This window comes from uncultured Caulobacter sp. (assembly GCF_937900395.1).
Taxonomy (GTDB): Bacteria; Pseudomonadota; Alphaproteobacteria; order Caulobacterales; family Caulobacteraceae; genus Caulobacter.
In genome coordinates, this window is sequence record NZ_CALCDX010000114.1 from 1 (window position 1) to 17,467 (window position 17,467).

At 67.1% G+C, this 17,467-nt stretch carries 20 protein-coding genes and 1 pseudogene; 16 read left to right on the forward strand and 5 right to left on the reverse strand.

The annotated features are described in order from the left end of the window. The 3 genes from Q0379_RS09840 to scpB form a co-directional block, all read left to right on the forward strand. Positions 1 to 551 (forward strand): glycoside hydrolase family 3 N-terminal domain-containing protein (locus Q0379_RS09840; protein ID WP_299007722.1); only part of this gene is annotated, 551 nt, incomplete at its 5' end. Then, positions 548 to 1,372, forward strand: a complete 825-nt coding sequence (locus tag Q0379_RS09845; protein WP_299007726.1) for a ScpA family protein — start codon at positions 548 to 550, stop codon at positions 1,370 to 1,372. The genes Q0379_RS09840 and Q0379_RS09845, both read left to right, overlap by 4 nt. A gap of 157 nt (positions 1,373 to 1,529) precedes the next feature. After that, a complete protein-coding gene (gene scpB, locus Q0379_RS09850; RefSeq protein ID WP_299007729.1) occupies positions 1,530 to 2,207 on the forward strand; it encodes an SMC-Scp complex subunit ScpB in 678 nt (225 codons plus the stop codon). A 9-nt stretch (positions 2,208 to 2,216) separates the two neighbouring features. Here scpB and Q0379_RS09855 read toward each other — a convergent pair whose 3' ends face one another. After that, the gene (locus Q0379_RS09855; RefSeq protein WP_299007731.1) at positions 2,217 to 2,525 is read right to left on the reverse strand and encodes a hypothetical protein; all 309 of its coding nucleotides are present in this window, start codon (positions 2,523 to 2,525) and stop codon (positions 2,217 to 2,219) included. A gap of 273 nt (positions 2,526 to 2,798) precedes the next feature. On the opposite strand from Q0379_RS09855, the gene tatA reads away from it, so the two are divergent. The 3 genes from tatA (at position 2,799) to tatC (ending at position 4,597) form a co-directional block, all read left to right on the forward strand. Continuing rightward, positions 2,799 to 3,023, forward strand: a complete 225-nt coding sequence (gene tatA, locus Q0379_RS09860) for a twin-arginine translocase TatA/TatE family subunit (protein ID WP_047404445.1) — start codon at positions 2,799 to 2,801, stop codon at positions 3,021 to 3,023. An 87-nt stretch (positions 3,024 to 3,110) separates the two neighbouring features. Beyond that, the gene (gene tatB / locus Q0379_RS09865) at positions 3,111 to 3,704 is read left to right on the forward strand and encodes a Sec-independent protein translocase protein TatB (RefSeq protein ID WP_299007734.1); all 594 of its coding nucleotides are present in this window, start codon (positions 3,111 to 3,113) and stop codon (positions 3,702 to 3,704) included. Next, complete coding sequence (gene tatC / locus Q0379_RS09870) at positions 3,701 to 4,597, forward strand: twin-arginine translocase subunit TatC (protein ID WP_299007736.1); 897 nt, start codon at positions 3,701 to 3,703, stop codon at positions 4,595 to 4,597. Before tatB ends, tatC begins: the two co-directional genes overlap by 4 nt. 244 nt (positions 4,598 to 4,841) lie before the next feature. Here tatC and Q0379_RS09875 read toward each other — a convergent pair whose 3' ends face one another. Next, positions 4,842 to 5,303 (reverse strand): hypothetical protein, encoded by a 462-nt coding sequence (locus tag Q0379_RS09875; protein WP_299007739.1) that lies wholly within the window; start codon positions 5,301 to 5,303, stop codon positions 4,842 to 4,844. Between the two features lie 294 nt (positions 5,304 to 5,597). Here Q0379_RS09875 and serS point away from each other — a divergent pair, with 294 nt between their 5' ends. The 4 genes from serS (at position 5,598) to Q0379_RS09895 (ending at position 10,315) form a co-directional block, all read left to right on the forward strand. Beyond that, positions 5,598 to 6,893, forward strand: a complete 1,296-nt coding sequence (gene serS, locus Q0379_RS09880) for a serine--tRNA ligase (protein WP_299007742.1) — start codon at positions 5,598 to 5,600, stop codon at positions 6,891 to 6,893. Then, a complete protein-coding gene (gene surE / locus Q0379_RS09885) occupies positions 6,890 to 7,684 on the forward strand; it encodes a 5'/3'-nucleotidase SurE (protein WP_299007745.1) in 795 nt (264 codons plus the stop codon). Before serS ends, surE begins: the two co-directional genes overlap by 4 nt. Then, a complete protein-coding gene (locus tag Q0379_RS09890; RefSeq protein ID WP_066683119.1) occupies positions 7,681 to 8,349 on the forward strand; it encodes a protein-L-isoaspartate(D-aspartate) O-methyltransferase in 669 nt (222 codons plus the stop codon). The genes surE and Q0379_RS09890 overlap by 4 nt, the downstream gene beginning before the upstream one ends. A 94-nt stretch (positions 8,350 to 8,443) precedes the next feature. Next, complete coding sequence (locus Q0379_RS09895; RefSeq protein ID WP_299007750.1) at positions 8,444 to 10,315, forward strand: LysM peptidoglycan-binding domain-containing protein; 1,872 nt, start codon at positions 8,444 to 8,446, stop codon at positions 10,313 to 10,315. Positions 10,316 to 10,362: 47 nt separating this feature from the next. On the opposite strand, the gene Q0379_RS09900 is transcribed toward Q0379_RS09895, so the two are convergent. Beyond that, positions 10,363 to 11,295 carry a retropepsin-like aspartic protease gene (locus tag Q0379_RS09900; protein WP_299007752.1) on the reverse strand — a complete coding sequence of 311 codons (933 nt, stop codon included), beginning with the start codon at positions 11,293 to 11,295 and terminating at the stop codon, positions 10,363 to 10,365. A gap of 123 nt (positions 11,296 to 11,418) precedes the next feature. Next, positions 11,419 to 12,270 (reverse strand): ATP-binding protein, encoded by an 852-nt coding sequence (locus Q0379_RS09905; protein WP_299007755.1) that lies wholly within the window; start codon positions 12,268 to 12,270, stop codon positions 11,419 to 11,421. Between the two features lie 119 nt (positions 12,271 to 12,389). On the opposite strand from Q0379_RS09905, the gene yajC reads away from it, so the two are divergent. The 6 genes from yajC to Q0379_RS09935 all read left to right on the forward strand — a co-directional run bounded on the left by yajC (position 12,390) and on the right by Q0379_RS09935 (position 17,313). Beyond that, positions 12,390 to 12,695, forward strand: coding sequence for a preprotein translocase subunit YajC (gene yajC / locus Q0379_RS09910; protein WP_066683121.1), 306 nt, complete (start codon positions 12,390 to 12,392; stop codon positions 12,693 to 12,695). 59 nt (positions 12,696 to 12,754) lie between these two features. Further along, positions 12,755 to 14,353, forward strand: coding sequence for a protein translocase subunit SecD (gene secD, locus Q0379_RS09915; RefSeq protein ID WP_299007759.1), 1,599 nt, complete (start codon positions 12,755 to 12,757; stop codon positions 14,351 to 14,353). A gap of 12 nt (positions 14,354 to 14,365) precedes the next feature. After that, complete coding sequence (gene secF / locus Q0379_RS09920; protein WP_299007762.1) at positions 14,366 to 15,316, forward strand: protein translocase subunit SecF; 951 nt, start codon at positions 14,366 to 14,368, stop codon at positions 15,314 to 15,316. Next, positions 15,316 to 15,669: an MTH938/NDUFAF3 family protein gene (locus Q0379_RS09925; protein ID WP_299007765.1), complete on the forward strand. Its 354-nt coding sequence runs from the start codon at positions 15,316 to 15,318 to the stop codon at positions 15,667 to 15,669. Before secF ends, Q0379_RS09925 begins: the two co-directional genes overlap by 1 nt. Before the next feature lie 243 nt (positions 15,670 to 15,912). Further along, positions 15,913 to 16,527, forward strand: coding sequence for a urate hydroxylase PuuD (locus Q0379_RS09930; RefSeq protein WP_299007768.1), 615 nt, complete (start codon positions 15,913 to 15,915; stop codon positions 16,525 to 16,527). 72 nt (positions 16,528 to 16,599) lie between these two features. After that, positions 16,600 to 17,313, forward strand: coding sequence for a squalene/phytoene synthase family protein (locus tag Q0379_RS09935; RefSeq protein ID WP_299007771.1), 714 nt, complete (start codon positions 16,600 to 16,602; stop codon positions 17,311 to 17,313). A gap of 53 nt (positions 17,314 to 17,366) precedes the next feature. On the opposite strand, the pseudogene Q0379_RS09940 reads toward Q0379_RS09935, so the two are convergent. Continuing rightward, a pseudogene (locus Q0379_RS09940) lies at positions 17,367 to 17,453 on the reverse strand (hypothetical protein); the annotation flags it as partial. Positions 17,454 to 17,467 lie beyond the last annotated feature (14 nt).

Sequence of the window (17,467 nt, forward strand, 5' to 3'; positions counted from 1 at the left end):
CCGAGGGCCTGCTGGCCGGCGGCGTGCTGCCGATCATCAAGCACATCCCCGGCCACGGCCGCGCCATGGCCGACAGCCACCTGGAACTGCCGGTGGTCAAGGCCAAGCTGGCCGAGCTGGACGCCCGCGACTTCGCGCCGTTCCGGGTGTTGTCCGACATGCCGATGGCGATGACGGCCCACGTCGTCTACACGGCCATCGACCGCAAGAACCCGGCCACCACCTCGAAGAAGGTGATCAAGAAAATCATCCGCGAATCCATGGGCTTCGACGGCCTTCTGATGAGCGATGATTTGTCGATGAAGGCGCTGTCGGGCGACTTCAAGCAGCGCGCCAAGGACAGCCTGTCGGCCGGCTGCGACGTCGTCCTGCACTGCAATGGCGACATGGCCGAGATGAAGGCCGTGATGTCGGGCGTTGGCCGGATGTCCAAGGAGGCCCGCCGCCGGGCCCAGGCGCTCATGAACCGTCTGGTCAAGGTCCCCGAGCCATTCGATGTCGCCGAGGCTCGCGCCCGCTTCGACGCGGCGTTTGACGGAAAGTACGCTTGAGCACGGGCTTTCAGCCCACATTCGACTTCGAGGCCGCCAACGAGGCGGCCGAGGACGGCGCCGCGCTCGTCATCGACATCGACGGCTACGAAGGTCCGCTGCACGTCCTGCTGGCGCTGGCGCGCAGCCAGAAGGTCGACCTGCTGCAGCTGTCGATCACGCGCCTGGCCGAACAGTACCTGGCCTTCGTTCAGCAGGCGCGCCGCGTGCGCTTCGCCTTGGCGGCGGACTATCTCGTCATGGCCGCTTGGCTGGCCTACCTCAAGTCCCGCCTGCTGCTGCCCAAGCCCGAGCAGCCCAAGGCCGAGGAGCCGCCGGCCGAGGAGATGGCCGCGCAACTGGCCTTCCGCCTCGCCAAACTCGACGTCATGCGCAAGGCCGTCGAGGCGCTCAAGGAGCGGCCGATCCTGGGCCAGGACGTCTTCATGCGCGGCGACCCGGAGGCGGTGAAGATCGTGTCCTCGACGCGGCTGGAGGGCGACCTCTACGGCCTGATGAGCGCCTATATCGAGCAGCGCAAGCGCGAGCACAGCCGCCACTACGCCCCGCGTCCGCCGACCGCCTATCCGCTGGAAGACGCCCGCGACCGCCTGCGCAGCCTGCTGCCGAAGATGGAGGACTGGACGGTCCTGTCGTCCGTCGCCCCGATCGAGCAGGCGCTGGAGGATGACGATGGGCCCACGCCCGCCTCGTACCTGGCCTCGACGCTCTCGGCCTCGCTGGAGCTGGTCAAGGAAGGCGTGCTTGAGGCGCGCCAGCTTGAGCATTTCCAGGACATCTATCTGAGGACTAGGGCGGAGCCGCTGGAGGTGGGGGCGTGAGACCTTCACTTTTTCCGACTTCCCCGGCGAATGCCGGGGTCCAGATCGATCCCATGGTCGTCCAACGAAAGGGCTGGGCGTCTTTCGAATTATCCCAAACCGCTCAGTCTGAATCTGGGCCCCGGCATTCGCCGGGGAAATCGGCTATGGGGTGGGAATGACCGCCGAGCTGGACCCTCTCTTCGTCGAGCGCTGCATCGAGGCCCTGCTGTTCGCGGCGGCCGAGCCGCTTAGCGACGTCGACCTGGCTAAGCGCCTGCCGGAAGGCGCCGACATCGCCGCGGCGATCGCCAGCCTGCGCGCGCGCTATGCGGGCAGGGGGATCGAGCTGGTCGAGGTGGCCGGGCGCTGGCGGTACCAGACGGCCAATGACCTGGCTTTCCTGATGACCGAGGAGCGCGAAGAGCCGCGCCGCCTGTCCAAGGCCGCCCAGGAGACCCTGGCCATCGTCGCCTACCACCAGCCCGTGACCCGCGCCGAGATCGAAGCCGTCCGCGGCGTCCAGGCCAGCCGCGGCACGCTGGACGTCCTGCTGGAGCTGGGCCTGATCCGCATGCGCGGGCGGCGACGCACGCCGGGGCGCCCCGTGACCTTCGGCACCACCGACGCCTTTCTCGAGCACTACGGCTTGGCGTCGCTGGCCGATCTGCCTGGCGTCGCCGAGATGAAGGCCGCGGGTCTTCTGGAAATGAACCTGCCGCCCGGCTTTACCGTGCCAGACCCCTTGGGCCTGCGTCCGACGGGCGATGAGGAAGATCCGCTGGATCTGGACGACGGCGAGACGCCGGAGTTCGCCCAGGACTTCCTGGGCGAACCCGAGAAGGCCGACAGCTGAGGCCTGTCGCTAGGCCAGGATATCGGCGACCAGGCCTGTCTGGCCCTTCTTGCCGATGTCGTTCTGGACCTGCTGCTTGATCATGTCCTTGATCTTGTCCTCGATCTTCTTCCGATCCTCCGTGGACATGGCCTTCACCTGCTCCTCGGTGACGCCGAGCTTGGCCAGGATCATCGCCCGCATCTTCTCGGCGGGTGATTTGGACTGGAATTTCAGGAACTCGTCCTTGGCCGTGGGCTCGCCGATCGGCGAGGTGGTGGACGCGCTGACGCCCGCATAGGCGTAGGACGACGAGGGACCGACCGACGAAATCGACATGAGACGCACTCCCGAACGCGAAAGGGGTGCGACATCTTGGCAAGAAATGCGCCATCGCCTCGAAGCTATGCTTTTCAAAGACTTGTGGGCTTGGACCTTGTCGCGTGGGCGGTCTGGCGGCCAAGTTGGCCCAGCAGAAGCTGCCCAGCCTTGTCCGAAACGACGTCTTCGGGGCGAACGATGGTCGTCGGCCCCGCGAACGCCTATATTCCAGGGCATGTTGTAACGACGCGGCGCACCGGCTATCTGGCGCTGTCGCAAGGAGTCTCGGTTATGGGAAGTCTCGGTCCTATCCACTGGATCATCGTCGCCGTCGTCGTGCTGCTGCTGTTCGGAGGCCGCGGCAAGCTGTCGGGCATCATGGGCGACGCGGCCAAGGGCATCCGGGCGTTCAAGGATGGCCTGAAGGACGACACCAGCAGCGAAGTCGCCGACAACAAGGCCAAGGGCGCCCTGCCGCGCACCGAGGCCGAGGCGGAAGAGCTTCGCAAGTCGTAAGGTTTGAGGCGCGCGGGGGCGGTCTCCGCGCGTTTTGGTCCACCCTTCCCGGGGGGTCTTGAGGCCCCGCCGCTCTAAGGCGCGTCCATGCTTCCTGATATCGGCGGCACAGAACTACTCGTCATCGCCGCCGTCGCCCTGATCGTGGTCGGTCCCAAGGACCTGCCCGCGCTGCTGCGCAAGCTCGGCCAGTTCGTCGGCAGGATGCGCGGCATGGCCTCGGAATTCCGGGCCAGCTTCGACGAGATGGCGCGTCAGTCCGAGCTGGACGAGCTGCGCCGCGAGGTCCAGGCGATGCGCTCGGGCCAGTACTCCAGTCCCGTGCAGGCGGCGGCCGACGCGGTCCGCGAAGGCGGCGCCGATCAGGTCTTCGCCGAAATCGACGCCTCGTTGAGCAGCGGCGCGACCCAGATGCATCCCTATGCTGGCGGCGAGATCCACGATCCGACGCCGGCCGCCGAACCCTCCATCTTGCCGCCGCCGGCCGCCGAGATCGTCGAGAAGCCCAAGCGCGCCTCCCGCAAGAAGGCGGTCGCCGAGCCGGCGGTCGTCGAGACCCCGAAGGCCCCGCGCAAGCGCGCGGCCAAGAAGGACATCTCGGTGGAGACGCCCAAGGCCGTCGCCGCGCCGCGTAAGCGCGCTCCCAAGGCCGGCTCCAAAGCTTCGGACATCGTCTCGTGAACGACAAAGCCATCGGATACGACCACGAGGACGAGATCGAGGCCTCGCGCGCGCCTCTGCTGGATCACCTGATCGAGCTGCGCATGCGGCTGATCATCTGCGTCGCGTCGATCGCCGTGGCGTTCGGCGTCTGCTTCGCCTTCGTGAAGCCGATCTTCCTGTTCCTGGTGCGGCCGTTCACCGTGGCCGAAGGCCTCAAGGCCATGGAGGACGCGGGCGGCCAACACGGCTCGTTCGACCTGCTGCTGGCCCTGGTGGGCCTGAAGACCGTGCCGGCCAGCGCCATGGCTGGGATCACCCTGCAGGCGACCGCGCCGCTGGAGCAGTTCTTCACCAACATCAAGCTGTCGGCGTTCGGGGCCATCATCCTGGCGTTCCCGATCATCGCCTGGCAGCTGTACCGCTTCGTCGCGCCTGGCCTCTACAAGAAGGAGCGCAACGCGTTCCTGCCGTTCCTGATCGCCTCGCCGATCCTGTTCCTGATGGGCTCGGCGCTGGTCTATTACGTGATGCTGCCGTTCGTGCTGTGGTTCTCGCTGAGCCAGCAGATCGTCGGCGAAGGCGTGAAGGTCGTGCTGCAGACGCGGGTGTCGGAATATCTGACCCTGGTCACGACCCTGCTGCTGGCCTTTGGCCTGAGCTTCCAACTGCCGGTCGTGCTGTCGCTGGCCGGCCTGGCGGGACTGGTCGATTCCAAGATGCTGCGGACGGGCCGCCGCTATGCGATCGTCGCCGTCTTCGTGCTGGCGGCCATCGTCACCCCGCCGGATCCGATCAGCCAGATCACCTTGGCTGTGCCGCTGTGCCTGCTCTACGAGGTCTCGATCTGGTGCGTGTGGCTGATCGAGCGCCGTCGCAAGCGCGAGGACGAAGAAGCCGGTCTGACGGACTAGTCCGCTGCCGCCTCTCGGATCCTATCCTCCCGTCTACAATCACTGTGTCATCCCGGAAGCCTCGAAGAGGCTATCCGGGACCCAGGGGCAGCGAGCTCAGTGGTTTTTCGCCCCTGGGTCCCGGCTCTACACTGCGCTTCGGCCGGGATGACACGAGCATTTGTTGATGTGCGGCAACCTTATGCACACGAAAAAGGGCTCCGCCGGTGGCGGAGCCCTTCTTGTTTCGGACGAACCGAAAGTCTTAGGCCGAAGCGCCGACGCGGGCTTGCAGTTGGCTCTTGGCCGCGCGGACCGTGTCGGTCACGCAGGCTTGGTAGGTCACGACGCTGAAGTTCGGCTGGGCCTTGCAAACCGTCTGGGCGGCGGTGCGGATTTCGGCGTGGACTTGATCCAGGCTCTTGCCTTTCAGCGAGATGCGGACGACCGAGACGCTTTGAGCGACTTGGGTCTTGCCAGCTTCGCGAGCGCGCAGGATCGAGGCCAGTTGACGGTGAGCGCTCATCACGGCGCCATCGACGCAGTCATCGGCGTAGGCTTGCGAGGTCGTGGCGCAGACGGTGGCGGCGGCGGCCTTGATTTCGTTTTCGATCTGAACCGAGTTCTTGTTCGCGATCGAGACGCGGATTTCGTTGGTGGCGGCGCCGGCCGGAGCGGCGACGGCGGCGGCGATGGCGAGCGCGGCGAAAGCGGCGAAGGTCTTCATGGTTCAAAATCCTCTGAATGATCGAGAAGGGCCGGGGAGGGCCGTAAAGGTCAAAAACGCGTACTGAATTGGGCGCGGCTTTTCGGCGATCGCGATTAAGTCCGGGTGTGGAAGGAGGGCTAATTCCTATTAAGGTGTAGGAATTAGGTGCGACGTGCGGTCGCACCTCTTGAAACCCTCCCGCTTTTGGAGAGCGCCTCGTCTTGAGCCCATAGGGGCGTCGCGGCGCTTGGCGCCCCCGCCGACGCGCCTTAGAGAGGGCGTTTCCCACCGCCTCTTCCGAGCTTGCGTTCGATGCACGACATCAAGGCCATCCGCGACAATCCCGAAGCCTTCGACCGCCACTGGTCGGCCAAGGGGCGTTCAGGCGCGGCCGCCGAGGCCGTGAAGCTCGACGCCCAGCTGCGCGCGGCCCAGACGACGCTGCAAGAAGCCCAGGCCAAGCGCAACGAAAGCTCCAAGCTGATCGGCATGGCCAAGGCCAAGAAGGACGAGGCCGAAGCCCAGCGCCTGATGGCCGAGGTCGAGGCGCTGAAGGGCGTCATGGCCGCCGCGGCCGAAGAGGAGGCGCTGGTCGGCGGCAAGCTGAAGGACCTGCTGGCGTCCTTGCCCAACATCCCCGCGCCCGAGGTTCCGGTCGGCGAGGACGAGGCGGGCAATGTCGAGCAGCGCCGCTGGGGCGACGCCGCCAAGCTGCCCGCCGGCAAGCTGAACAAGCCCAAGGACCACGTCGACCTGGGCGCGGCTCTCGGCGGCATGGACTTCGAGGCCGCCGCCCGCATGAGTGGCGCGCGCTTCGTGGTGCTGAAGAAGGAGATCGCTCGCCTGGAGCGCGCGATCGGCCAGTTCATGCTGGACCTGCAGACGGTCGAGCACGGCTACACGGAAGTCAGCCCGCCGCTGCTGGTGAAGAGCGAGGCGCTTTACGGAACGGGCCAGCTGCCGAAGTTCGCCGAGGACCTCTTCCACACCACGGACGACCGCTGGCTGATTCCGACCGCCGAGGTCTCGCTGACCAACATCGTGCGTGAGCAGCTCGTCGCCGAGGAAGAGCTGCCGATGCGCCTGACGGCCCTGACGCCGTCCTTCCGCGCCGAGGCCGGTTCGGCCGGGCGCGACACCCGCGGCATGATCCGCCAGCACCAGTTCTACAAGGTCGAGCTGGTCTCGATCACCACGCCCGATCAGTCCGAGGCCGAGCACCAGCGCATGGTCGAATGCGCCGAGACGGTGCTGAAGAAGCTGGAGCTGCCGTTCCGCACCATGCTGCTGTGCACCGGCGACATGGGCTTCGGCGCCCGCAAGACCTACGACCTCGAGGTCTGGCTGCCGTCTCAGGACATGTATCGCGAGATCAGCTCGTGCTCGAACTGCGGCGACTTCCAGGCTCGCCGCATGGAGGCCCGCTACCGCAAGACCGGCGAGAAGGGCGGTCACTTCGTCCACACCCTGAACGGCTCGGGCCTGGCCGTGGGCCGCACCCTGGTGGCCGTGCTTGAGAACTACCAGGACGAGGGCGGGCGCATCCACATCCCGGCCGTGCTGCAGCCCTATATGGGCGGGATCACGCACATCGGGGGCGCGGCGTGAGGATCCTCCTCACCAACGACGACGGCATCCACGCGCCGGGCCTGACGGCGCTTGAGGCGATCGCGCGGGCGCTCAGCGACGACGTCTGGATCTGCGCGCCCGAGTACGAGCAGTCGGGCGCCAGCCGAGCCCTGACGTTGGCGGACCCGCTGCGTGTCCGCCGCCTGGATCCGCGCCGCTTCGCCGTCGAGGGCACGCCGACCGACTGCGTGATGATGGGCGTTCAGGAACTGGTCGAAGGCGCCAAGCCCGACCTGGTGCTGTCGGGCGTCAATCGCGGCCAGAACATCGCCGAGGACGTCACTCTATCGGGCACGGTCGCCGGCGCGATCGAGGGCATGGCCCTGGGCATCCCATCGATCGCCCTGTCGCAGTCAATGACCTATTTCCATGACGAGATCGTCGCCCACTGGGAGACGGCCGAGGCCTTTGGTTCGGGGATCATCCAGCGCTTGCTGGAAGTGGGCTGGCCGTCGGACGTGATCATGAACGTCAACTTCCCGGCCGTGCCGCCCGAGCAGGTCACGACGGTCGAGGTGACCCGCCAGGGCTTCCGCGATGGCCACCTGCGCCACATGGAAAAGCGCACCGATCCGCGCGGCCGCGACTATTACTGGATGGGGTTCACGGCCAAGGCCTCGAGCCCGGCCGAGGGCACCGACCTGCGCGCCGTCTACGACGGACGCATCTCGGTCACGCCGCTGCACATCGACCTGACCCACCACGAGACCGTCCACAAGCTGAAGAGCGTGCTGGGCGGCGCGCCGCCGAAGCTTAAGGTGGCGGAATGAGCGGACGGACGACCAAGGCCGCCGAAAACGCCAAGGCCGACCTGCCGCGCCTGATGCAGGCCTTGCGCGACCAGGGGGTCACCGATCCCCAGGTGCTGAAGGCCATCGAGACCACGCCGCGCGACCTTTTCACGCCGGACCTGTTCAAGGATCGTTCGTGGGAGGACTCGGCCCTGCCGATCGCCTGCGGCCAGACCATAAGCCAGCCGTTCATCGTCGGCCTGATGACCCAGGCGTTGACCGTGGAGCCGCGCTCTCGCGTCTTGGAGATCGGCACCGGCTCGGGCTACCAGACCACGATCCTCAGCAAGGTCTCGCGCCTCGTCTATACGATCGAGCGCTACCGGACCCTGATGAAAGAGGCCGAGGGCCGCTTCCAGAAGCTTGGCCTGACCAATGTCATCACCAAGTTCGGCGATGGCGGCGAAGGATGGGCCGAACAGGCGCCATTCGACCGCATTATGGTCACGGCTGCGGCCGAAGATGATCCCAAGAGGCTGCTTTCTCAGCTGAAGCCCAACGGCGTGCTGGTCGCGCCGGTGGGGAAGGGGCCAGTCCAGAGTCTTCGCCGCTACGCGGGTGACGGCAAGGGGGGCTTCCGGGTCGAAATCCTGTGCGACGTGCGGTTCGTGCCGCTGCTGGCCGGCGTCGCCAAGGATCAGTGAGTTTGGGGCGTCGGGCATGGTCCGGCGGCCTTGGTGTTAAGACTTGATTCACCCTGGCGGAGCCTTGTGAAGGCCCGGCGGGAAAGGAGACGTCATGAGGCAGTTGTGGACGCAAGCGGCGGTGATCGCCCTGACGGCTGGAACGCTCTCCGCCTGTGCGACCGCTCCGCAATATGCGACGCGCGAGGGCCAGGCCCCGGCGACCGCGACGCGGATGCCGACCCCGAACTTCCCGATCACCCAGCCGCCGTCCTCGGCGTCTCAAGCCGCGCCCATGGCCGCCGCGCCCGAGTCCGGCGCCGAGAGCGACGCCGTGGCGACCGCGCCGATGGTGGCCGCCGCGCCGGCTCCGGCGCCGGTGAAGTCGCAGCCCCTGGCCCCGGTGACCCAGTCCGAATTGCCGCCGCCGGCGTCGCCCGCTCCGACCGCCCACGCCGCTCTGCGCGCCATCCCGCCCAAGACCGTCGTGACCACCTCGGTGACCGGTCCTGTCGTCGACGTCGACGGCAAGGCCCAGGTCCACGTGGTGAAGTCGGGCGACACCTTGACCTCGATCGCCAAGAAGTTCGGCGTCAACGTCAACGACTTGGCCAAGGACAACGACATCAAGAAGGGCCAGACCCTGCGTCTGGGCCAAAAGATCAAGGGCCCGTCCAGCGAGCAGAAGGCCTATGTCGTCCAGACCGGCGACACGATGTTCGCGATCGCCAAGCGCTTCAACGTCACGGCCTCGGCCCTGGCCGAGGAGAACGACCTTTCGACCGGCGCGTCGATCAGGAAGGGCCAGCGCCTGAAACTGCCTGACGGCTTCAAGGACAAGGGTCCGATCAAGACGACGTCGGTCGTTCCAGGGACCGCCGCGCCGGAAGCCGTCGCCGAGGAAGAGGCCGCCCCGGCTCCGGCGCCGACCCGCGCCAGCGCGTCCAAGCCCTCGCGTCAGCCCGCCGCCGAGTCCACGACCGTCAGCACCACCTCGCTCAGCGTCACCGGCGCGGTGGTCGAGATCGCCGGCAAGCGCCAGGTCCATACGGTCAAGTCGGGCGACACCCTGACGTCGATCGCCAAGAAGTTCGATGTCAGCGTCAATGACCTGGCCGAGGACAACAAGATCAAGAAGGGCCAGACCCTGCGTCTGGGCCAGAAGATCAAGGGCCCGGCCACCGAGCAGAAGGCCTATGTCGCCCAGTCGGGCGACACCCTGGCCGAGATCGGCAAGCGCTTTGGCGTGACCGCCAGGGCCCTCGCCGCCGAGAACGGCCTGCGCGCCACCGCGACGATCAAGAAGGGCCAGAAGATTCGGCTGCCGGACGGCTTCCGCGACAAGGGGCCGCTGAAGACCACGACCACGGTCTCCAGGCCCGCGCCGGTTGAGCCGTCGAACAGCTACACCCGGGTCGAGACGCCGACGCCCGCGCCCTCGACGCCGTCGGCTCCGGTTCCCTACACCCCCAGCTACCCGCGCCCCAGCGCGCCGGTCGCCGCCCAGCCGGTGACACCGCCGTCGGCCTCCTCGCGTCCGATCATCGAGAGCAGCGCCGCCCCGACCGAGGCCGAGATCATCGCCTCGGGCAAGGGCAAGTTCGACTGGCCCCTGCGTGGAGAGGTCATCTCCGACTTCGGCGTCAAGGGCACGGGCCAGCGCAACGACGGCCTGAACATCCGCGCGCCGCAGGGCACGCCGGTGCTCGCGGCCGCCGATGGCGAGATCGCCTACGCCGGCAACCAGGTCCCGACCTTCGGCAACCTCGTGCTGGTCAAGCACGCGGACGGCTGGGTCACGGCCTACGCCCACCTCTCCAGCACCACCGTGAAGATGCGCCAGCAGGTCAAGCAGGGCGACCAGATCGGCGCGGTCGGCGCCACGGGCGGGGTCAACGAGCCCCAGCTGCATTTCGAGATGCGCTACGCGCCGACGGTCAAGGACAAGGCCAAGCCGGTCGATCCGGGTTTGCTGCTGCCGCGCTAGGACGCAAGGCCCGCTTTGAAAGAGGCGGGCCTTTTTCTTTCTTGGGCCTAGCCGCCGCAGTCGCCGTAGAAGACCATCCGCTTGCCGCGATAGTCGAACAGCACCTTCAGCTTCATCTGCGCCATCAGCTTGTTGCCGACATTGGCGACGCGGGTCTTGGCCGAGCCGGCTGCCGAATAGACGCTCATGGGCGTCTCCGTCGCGGTGAAGGGGCCAAAGCCGACGGAACCCTTGAAGACGTAGGACTTGGCCTTGGCCTCGCCCCGAGCGCCGGTGCGGGTGACCGAGCCGGCTTCCGCCAGGCCGGCCTTCACGCCGGGGAGGTCGAGGGCGCTCTTGAACAGGCCGACCGCGCCGTTGGAGCCGGTGTCCAGGCTGACCGGCGCGCGCGCGGCGCCGAAGCGGAAACCCGGAATGATCGGGAAGCTGTCCACGGTCTTGAGGGGTGTCGCCCAGCGCTGGCGGCAGGTCGCCGTCAGGGCCTTGGCCTGGTCCGCGCGGCTCAGGATGGCGATGGTCTGACCCGGATAATCGATCAACACCGTCTTATCGGCGAGAAAGCTGTAGCCGATCACGCCGTCGAGCGGACGGCCGTAGCTCGCGGAAAGGCCGGTCATGTCCGACGCGACGGTGTCGAAGGGCGCGAAGGCTTGGTCTCCGATGGTCAGTTGGTCGATGAGGCCCGGAAAGACCTGAGCGCCCTTGCCGTCGCCAAAGCCCGTGGCCTCGCCGCCGTCTCCGCGATCGATTTTCAGCCCCAGGGCCTGCGCCCGCGAAAGATCGATCACCGAGGGATCGACCCCCGTGTCGAGGATCATCCGCAGCGGCTGGCCGTGAACCTTGACCTCAAGGTCTATCGTCCCACGCGAGAAGTCGAACGGGACCACGAGGGGAGGGGGAACGGTGGCAGCGCCCTCCGAAGGGCCCAGGAGCAGGAGCGCCGCCACCGGGGCGCTGAGGACGAGGGCTGCGGACTTCACGGCGCGCTTCACCTGCGAGAGTCGGCCACGCGCCGACGCGGCGACTTGATCGCACCGGCTCGGCCAGCGCAAACCCTGAAGTCTCCGGCGGACCATGAAATCGTCTGCGCGCCTCGACGCCGCCTAGGCCGGCAGCTTGACGCCCAGTTCGCCGGCCAGATCGCGCACGAACTGCCAGGCCACCCGGCCCGAGCGGCCGCCGCGCTGGGTCGACCACTGCAGGGCGCGGCGGTCGAGGTCGGGCGCCGAGAGGCCAAAGCGCTCGGCATAGGCGTGGATGGCGCCCAGATAGGTGTCCTGGTCCATCGGAGGGAAGCCGATCCATAGGCCGAAGCGATCGGAGACGCTCATCTCCTCTTCGGCGTTCTCGGCGGCGGCGATCGCGCCCTGGCTTTCGACGTGGTCGCGCGGCATCAGGTGGCGGCGGTTCGAGGTGGCGACGAACAGCACGTTTTCCGGCGGCCCCGAGACGCCGCCTTCCAGCGCCGACTTCAGGGCCTTGGCCGCCGCCGCGCCGTCCTCGAACGAGAGGTCGTCGCACAGCACGACGAAGCGCTCCGCACGGGCTCGCAACAGATCAAAGAGCGGCGGCAACGCCGCGACCTCGTCGCGGTCGACCTCGACCAGCTTCAGATCGGGATAGACCTCGGCCAGGGCCATGAAGGCGGCCTTTGTCACCGAGCTTTTGCCCGTACCGCGCACGCCCCACAGCAGCACGTGGTTGCTGGGCAGGCCCACGGCGAAGCGGCGCAGATTCTCCACGAACCGCGCCTTCTGACGATCGATCCCGACCAGCAGGTCCAGCGACAGCGGATAGTCCGGCGCGGGGGCGAAGGCGCCGGTCGCGGGCTCGTGCCGGAATAGCCGCGCGCCCGAGAAATCCGGCGCGGCCGGCGGCGGCGGGGCCAGACGCTCCAGGGCGTCGGCGATGCGGGCGAGCAGGGGCCCAAATGGCGTGGGGAGCGCGTCGGTCATGGCCGTTTCCATACCCTCGCGGGCTCGCATTGCAAAAGGGAAGGCGAACGCATAGCTTCCGCCGACTTGGCGCGACCCTATGTAAGGCGGCGCGCCTCATCGGATTTTTTGGAGTCTCCATGAACAGCCTGAACGCCCAGATCCTGCAGCTGGCCCCCATCCTCCTGATGGTGGTGCTATTCTACTTCATGCTGATCCGTCCTCAGCAGAAGCGCGCCAAGGAGCATCAGAACATGCTCGCCAACCTGAAGCGCGGCGACACCGTCGTCCTGTCTTCGGGCGTGCTGGGCAAGATCGTGCGCGTCGAAGACAAGGAAGTGGGCGTCGAGATCGCCCAGGGCGTGACCGTGAAGGTCGTCAAGGGCATGATCACGGAAGTCCGCGCCAAGGGCGAGCCGGCCGCCGCCAACGACGCCAAGAACTAAGGCGAACCCCACCCTTCGCGAGGCGTTCGTAGCGGCGCCGCCTGAAAAGTCTCTGATCCATGCTGACTCTCTCCCGCTGGAAGATCATCGCCGTCACCCTGTCGGTGATCTTCGGGATTCTGTTCTCCTTGCCCAACGTGCTTCCCCAGAAGACGTTGGACGCGCTGCCCGGCTTCCTGCCGCACAAGAAGCTGAACCTCGGCCTCGACCTGCAAGGCGGCTCGTATCTGCTGTATGAGGTCGACACCGACGCTCTGCACCGCGAGCGGCTGTCGAACCTGACGGAAGACGTCCGCACCCAGCTGCGCAGCGAGCAGATCCCGTTCGGCGAGCTGAACCAGCAGGGCGAGATCATCAGCGTCCGCATCGGCGACGCGGCCCGCTACAACGACGCCCTGAATCTTCTGCGCAAGAACCTCGGCGCGCCGCTGGCCGGCGTGATCGGCGGCAAGGACGTGTCGGTCTCGGGCAAGGGCGATAACCGCATCGAAGTCCGCTTCGTGCCGGAAGCGATCAAGGCCGACGCCGTCAAGGCGGTCGACCAGTCGATCGAGACGATCCGCCGCCGGATCGACAGCCTGGGCACCAAGGAACCCTCGATCAACCGCCAGGGCGAAAACCGGATCATGATCCAGGCGCCGGGCGAGAGCGATCCTGGCAAGCTGCGCGACATCATCGGCAAGACCGCCAAGCTGACCTTCCAGATGGTCGACGAGACGGTGACGCCGGAAGACGTTCAGGCCGGCCGTATTCCCCCGGGGTCTGAAGTCCTGCCGGGCGATCAGTACTCGCCGTACTACGTGGTCAAGAAGCGCGCCCTGGTTTCGGGCGAGGAACTGACCAACGCCCAGCAGCAGTTCGACCCGCAGAGCGGCAATCCCGTTGTGGCGCTGACCTTCAACGCCTCTGGCGGCCGAAAGTTTGGCGACCTGACGGCCCGTAATGTCGGCAAGCGTTTCGCCATCGTGCTGGACGACAAGATCCTGTCGGCGCCCGTGATCAACGGCCCCATCACCGGCGGCAGCGGCATCATCACCGGCAACTTCACCGTCCAGAGCGCCAACGAACTGTCGCTGCTGCTGCGCTCGGGCGCTCTGCCGGCGCCGCTGAACGTCGAGGACCAGCGCACCGTGACCGCCGAGCTCGGCGCCGACGCCGTCAAGGCCGGCTCGATCTCGCTGGCCATCGGCGCGCTGTCGATGTTCGTGTTCGTGATCCTGGCCTATGGCCTGTTCGGCGGCTTCGCGGCCATCGCCCTGGTGGTCAACGTGCTCCTGATCGTCGGCATCATGTCGATGACCCAGGCGACCCTGACCTTCCCCGGCATCGCCGGCCTGATCCTGACCCTGGCCGTCGCCGTCGACGCCAACGTTCTGATCTACGAGCGCATGCGCGACGAGGCCAACGCCGGGCGAACGCCCATGGCCGCGGCCGACCACGGCTACAAGCTGGCCCTGACCTCGATCCTGGACGCCAACATCACCAGCCTGATCTCGGGCCTGATCATGTTCAGCTTCGGCTCGGGCCCGGTGAAGGGCTTCGCCTGGACCCTGGTGATCGGCGTGTTCACGTCGCTGTTCACCGCCATCTTCATCACCCAAGTGCTCATCGGCTGGTGGTTCAAGGCCACGAAGCCGAAGAAGCTGCCGATCGCATAGGAGATCCGACCAATGCGTTGGCCCCTCATTCGCTACATTCCCCGCGCCACCAAGTTCCGTTTCGTGCGCTGGGCCCCCGTCGCGGCCGTGTTCTCGGCCATCCTGCTGGTCGGAGCGATCGCCTCGCTGTTCCTGCAGGGGCTGAACCTCGGCATCGACTTCAAGGGCGGCAACGCCCTGGAGATCGCCATGTCGCGGCCCGTGCCCCTGGCGGACCTGCGCGCGGCCATGAACCAGATCGGCGCCCATGACGCCCAGGTGCAGGGCTTCGCCAGCCAGCCGAACTCGGCCATGGTCAAGTTCCTTCCGGCCAAGGGCGAGGCCCCCAGCGCGGCCTCGGCCAATGTCGAGCGCGAACTGGTCAAGCGCTTCCCCGACCTGAAGGTGACCAGCCGCTCGGAAGTGGGCGCCAAGGTCTCGGGCGAGCTTCTGATGTCCGGCTTCAAGGCCCTGGGCGTCGCCCTGCTGCTGACCCTGGGCTACATCTGGTTCCGCTTCGGCCTGTCCTATGGCACGGGCGCGGTCGTGGCCGTGATCCACGACATCGTCCTGACCCTGGGCCTGCTGTCGGTGGTCAAGATCGAGTTCTCGATGACCGAGATCGCGGCCCTGCTGACGGTGATCGGCTATTCGATGAACGAAAAGGTCATCACCTTCGACCGTCTGAAAGAGAACCTGCGCAAGTACAAGACGACCCCTCTGCGCGACATCATCGACCTGTCCGAGAACGAGCGTCTGTCGCGGACGATCATCACCGGCACCACGGCTCTGCTGGCCCTGGGCGGCACGATGATATTCGGCGGTCCGGTGCTGTTCCCGCTGGTCTTCACCATGGTGTTCGGCATCATCATCGGCACCTATTCGTCGATCTACATCGCCCTGCCGCTGATCCTGGTCTGGGGCGTCAAGCGCAACGACGACGACGCCACGCCGGTCAAGTTCGGCGCGGCCTCGCGGCCCTGATGCGCCAGCCGCCATCCATCGACGCCTGGGGCGGCGGCGGCTTCCGGGTCGCCGGCGTCTGGCGGCCCGGCTCGCTGCTGATCCTCGACGACCAGCCGCGCGACTGGGCCGCGACCGCCCTGGCGGACCTGACCCCGGAGTCGTTCGCCGAGGTCTTCGCCGCCGGCGGCGCCGTGGAGTTTGTTCTGCTGGGCGTGGGCCTCGCCAACGCCTTGCCGCCGCGCCCCGTGCGCGACGCCCTGAAAGCCGCGGGGATCGGCCTCGAGTTCATGAGCACCGAGGCCGCGGCTCGCACCTATAACGTCCTGGCCAGCGAAGGCCGCCGGATGGCCGCGGCGCTCATCGCGGTCTAATCAGAACCAGCCTTCCTCGCCCTTGTGGCGAGGACCCATGGCGCGGCTTGGCTCATCGTCGGTCAGAGCTATTCGTCGGCGTGGTCGCCCGCGCGCAATGCTCGCTGAACCCTGGGTCCTAGGCGCAGGGCCTAGGAAGGCGGCGGCGTGAGCAACAAGAACCCTGTTCGCCCAAATCTTTGCCCGACTCCGAAAACACCCCTATGGTCCCGCCCAAGCAAAAGGGATCCTAGGGGGAAACCGATGTCTGGACTGCTTTCCAACTTCCGCAACACCATCATCGTCAGCTTCGTGCTGGCGCTGGTGATCGTCATTGGCTACGGCCACAGCCCGCAAGGGCATGGCCTGGTCTATTTCCAGGCCATCTACCGCTGGCTGCACGTGCTGTTCGGCATCCTGTGGATCGGGCTGCTGTACTATTTCAACTTCGTGCAGATTCGCGTCATGCCGCAGATCCCGGCCGAGCTGAAGCCGGCGGTCAGCAAGTACATCGCGCCCGAGGCCTTGTTCTGGTTCCGCTGGGCCGCCCTGGCGACCTGGGTCATGGGCGTCATCCTGGCCTATAGCCGCGGCTATATCCTGGAGGCCTTCACCCTGGGCCTGGCGGGCGGCTACACGCCGGGCGCCGACATGGGCTTCACCTTCATCGGCACCGGCATGTGGCTGGCGACGGTGATGTTCTTCAACGTCTGGGTCTTCATCTGGCCGAACCAGAAGATCGCCTTGGGGCTAGTCGAGGCCGACGCGGACGCCAAGGCCAAGGCCGCCAAGACCGCCATGCTGTTTTCGCGCACCAACACCTTGCTCAGCATCCCGATGCTGGCGACCATGGCGATGAACCAGACGCTGTTCGGCTGACGCCGGCGGCGACACGCTGTAAGGGGAGGGCCCGCCGCGCATTCGCCGGCGGGCCTTCTTCGTTTTGAGCTCATGGCCGACACCGAAACCCTCGACGACCTCGTCCGCCGCGTCGATCCCGACCGCTGGCTGACGACCCGCTTCATCGCCGATCCCGCCGCGCGGGCCGACGTGACCGCGCTGTACGGCCTGAACTACGAGCTGGCGCGGGTGGCCGGCGGCGTCTCCAACGCCCTGATGGGCGAGATCCGCATCACCTGGTGGCGCGAGGCGATGGAAGAGGTCGCGGCCGCCAAGGCGCCGCGCAAGCATCCCAATGTCGAGGCCCTGGCCGCGTCGGGCTTCGATCCCAACGCCTTGGCCGCCCTGGCCGATGCGCGCTTCACGGACTTGGACGAAGGCCCGCTGAACGACGAGGCGGCGGTGATGGCCTATGTCGACGGCACGGCGGGGGCGCTGGCGGTTCTAGCCGCGCGGCGGCTGGATCCCGGCGCCGATCCGCACGCCGTCAAGGGCGCGGCGCGGGCCTGGGGCTTGGCGGGGCTATGGCGCTTGAAGCAGGCCGGGCGTTCGCGCCTGCCGGAGAGCTGGACCCAGGCTGACGTGAAGCAGCGGGTCGAGGCTCAGCTGAAGGCCGCGCGGGACGAGATCAAGCGGCTGCCCGTGGCGGCCTTCCCGGCCGTGGCCCCGGCGGCGCTGGCGCGGTCTTACGTGTCAGGTCGCGAACTGAGCGAGCTGGAGAAGAAGGCTCGGCTGACGTTCTCTGTGGCGACGGGGCGGCTTTAGCAGAGCCTTACGTTCAAACTAGGCGTGTCATCCCGGAAGCCTCGCAGAGGCTATCCGGGACCCAGGGGGTGACAAGGCGCTTCGTACGCCGCCCCTGGTTCCCGGCTCTTCGCTGCGCTTCGGCCGGGATGACACGGGATTTGGCTGGATCCCG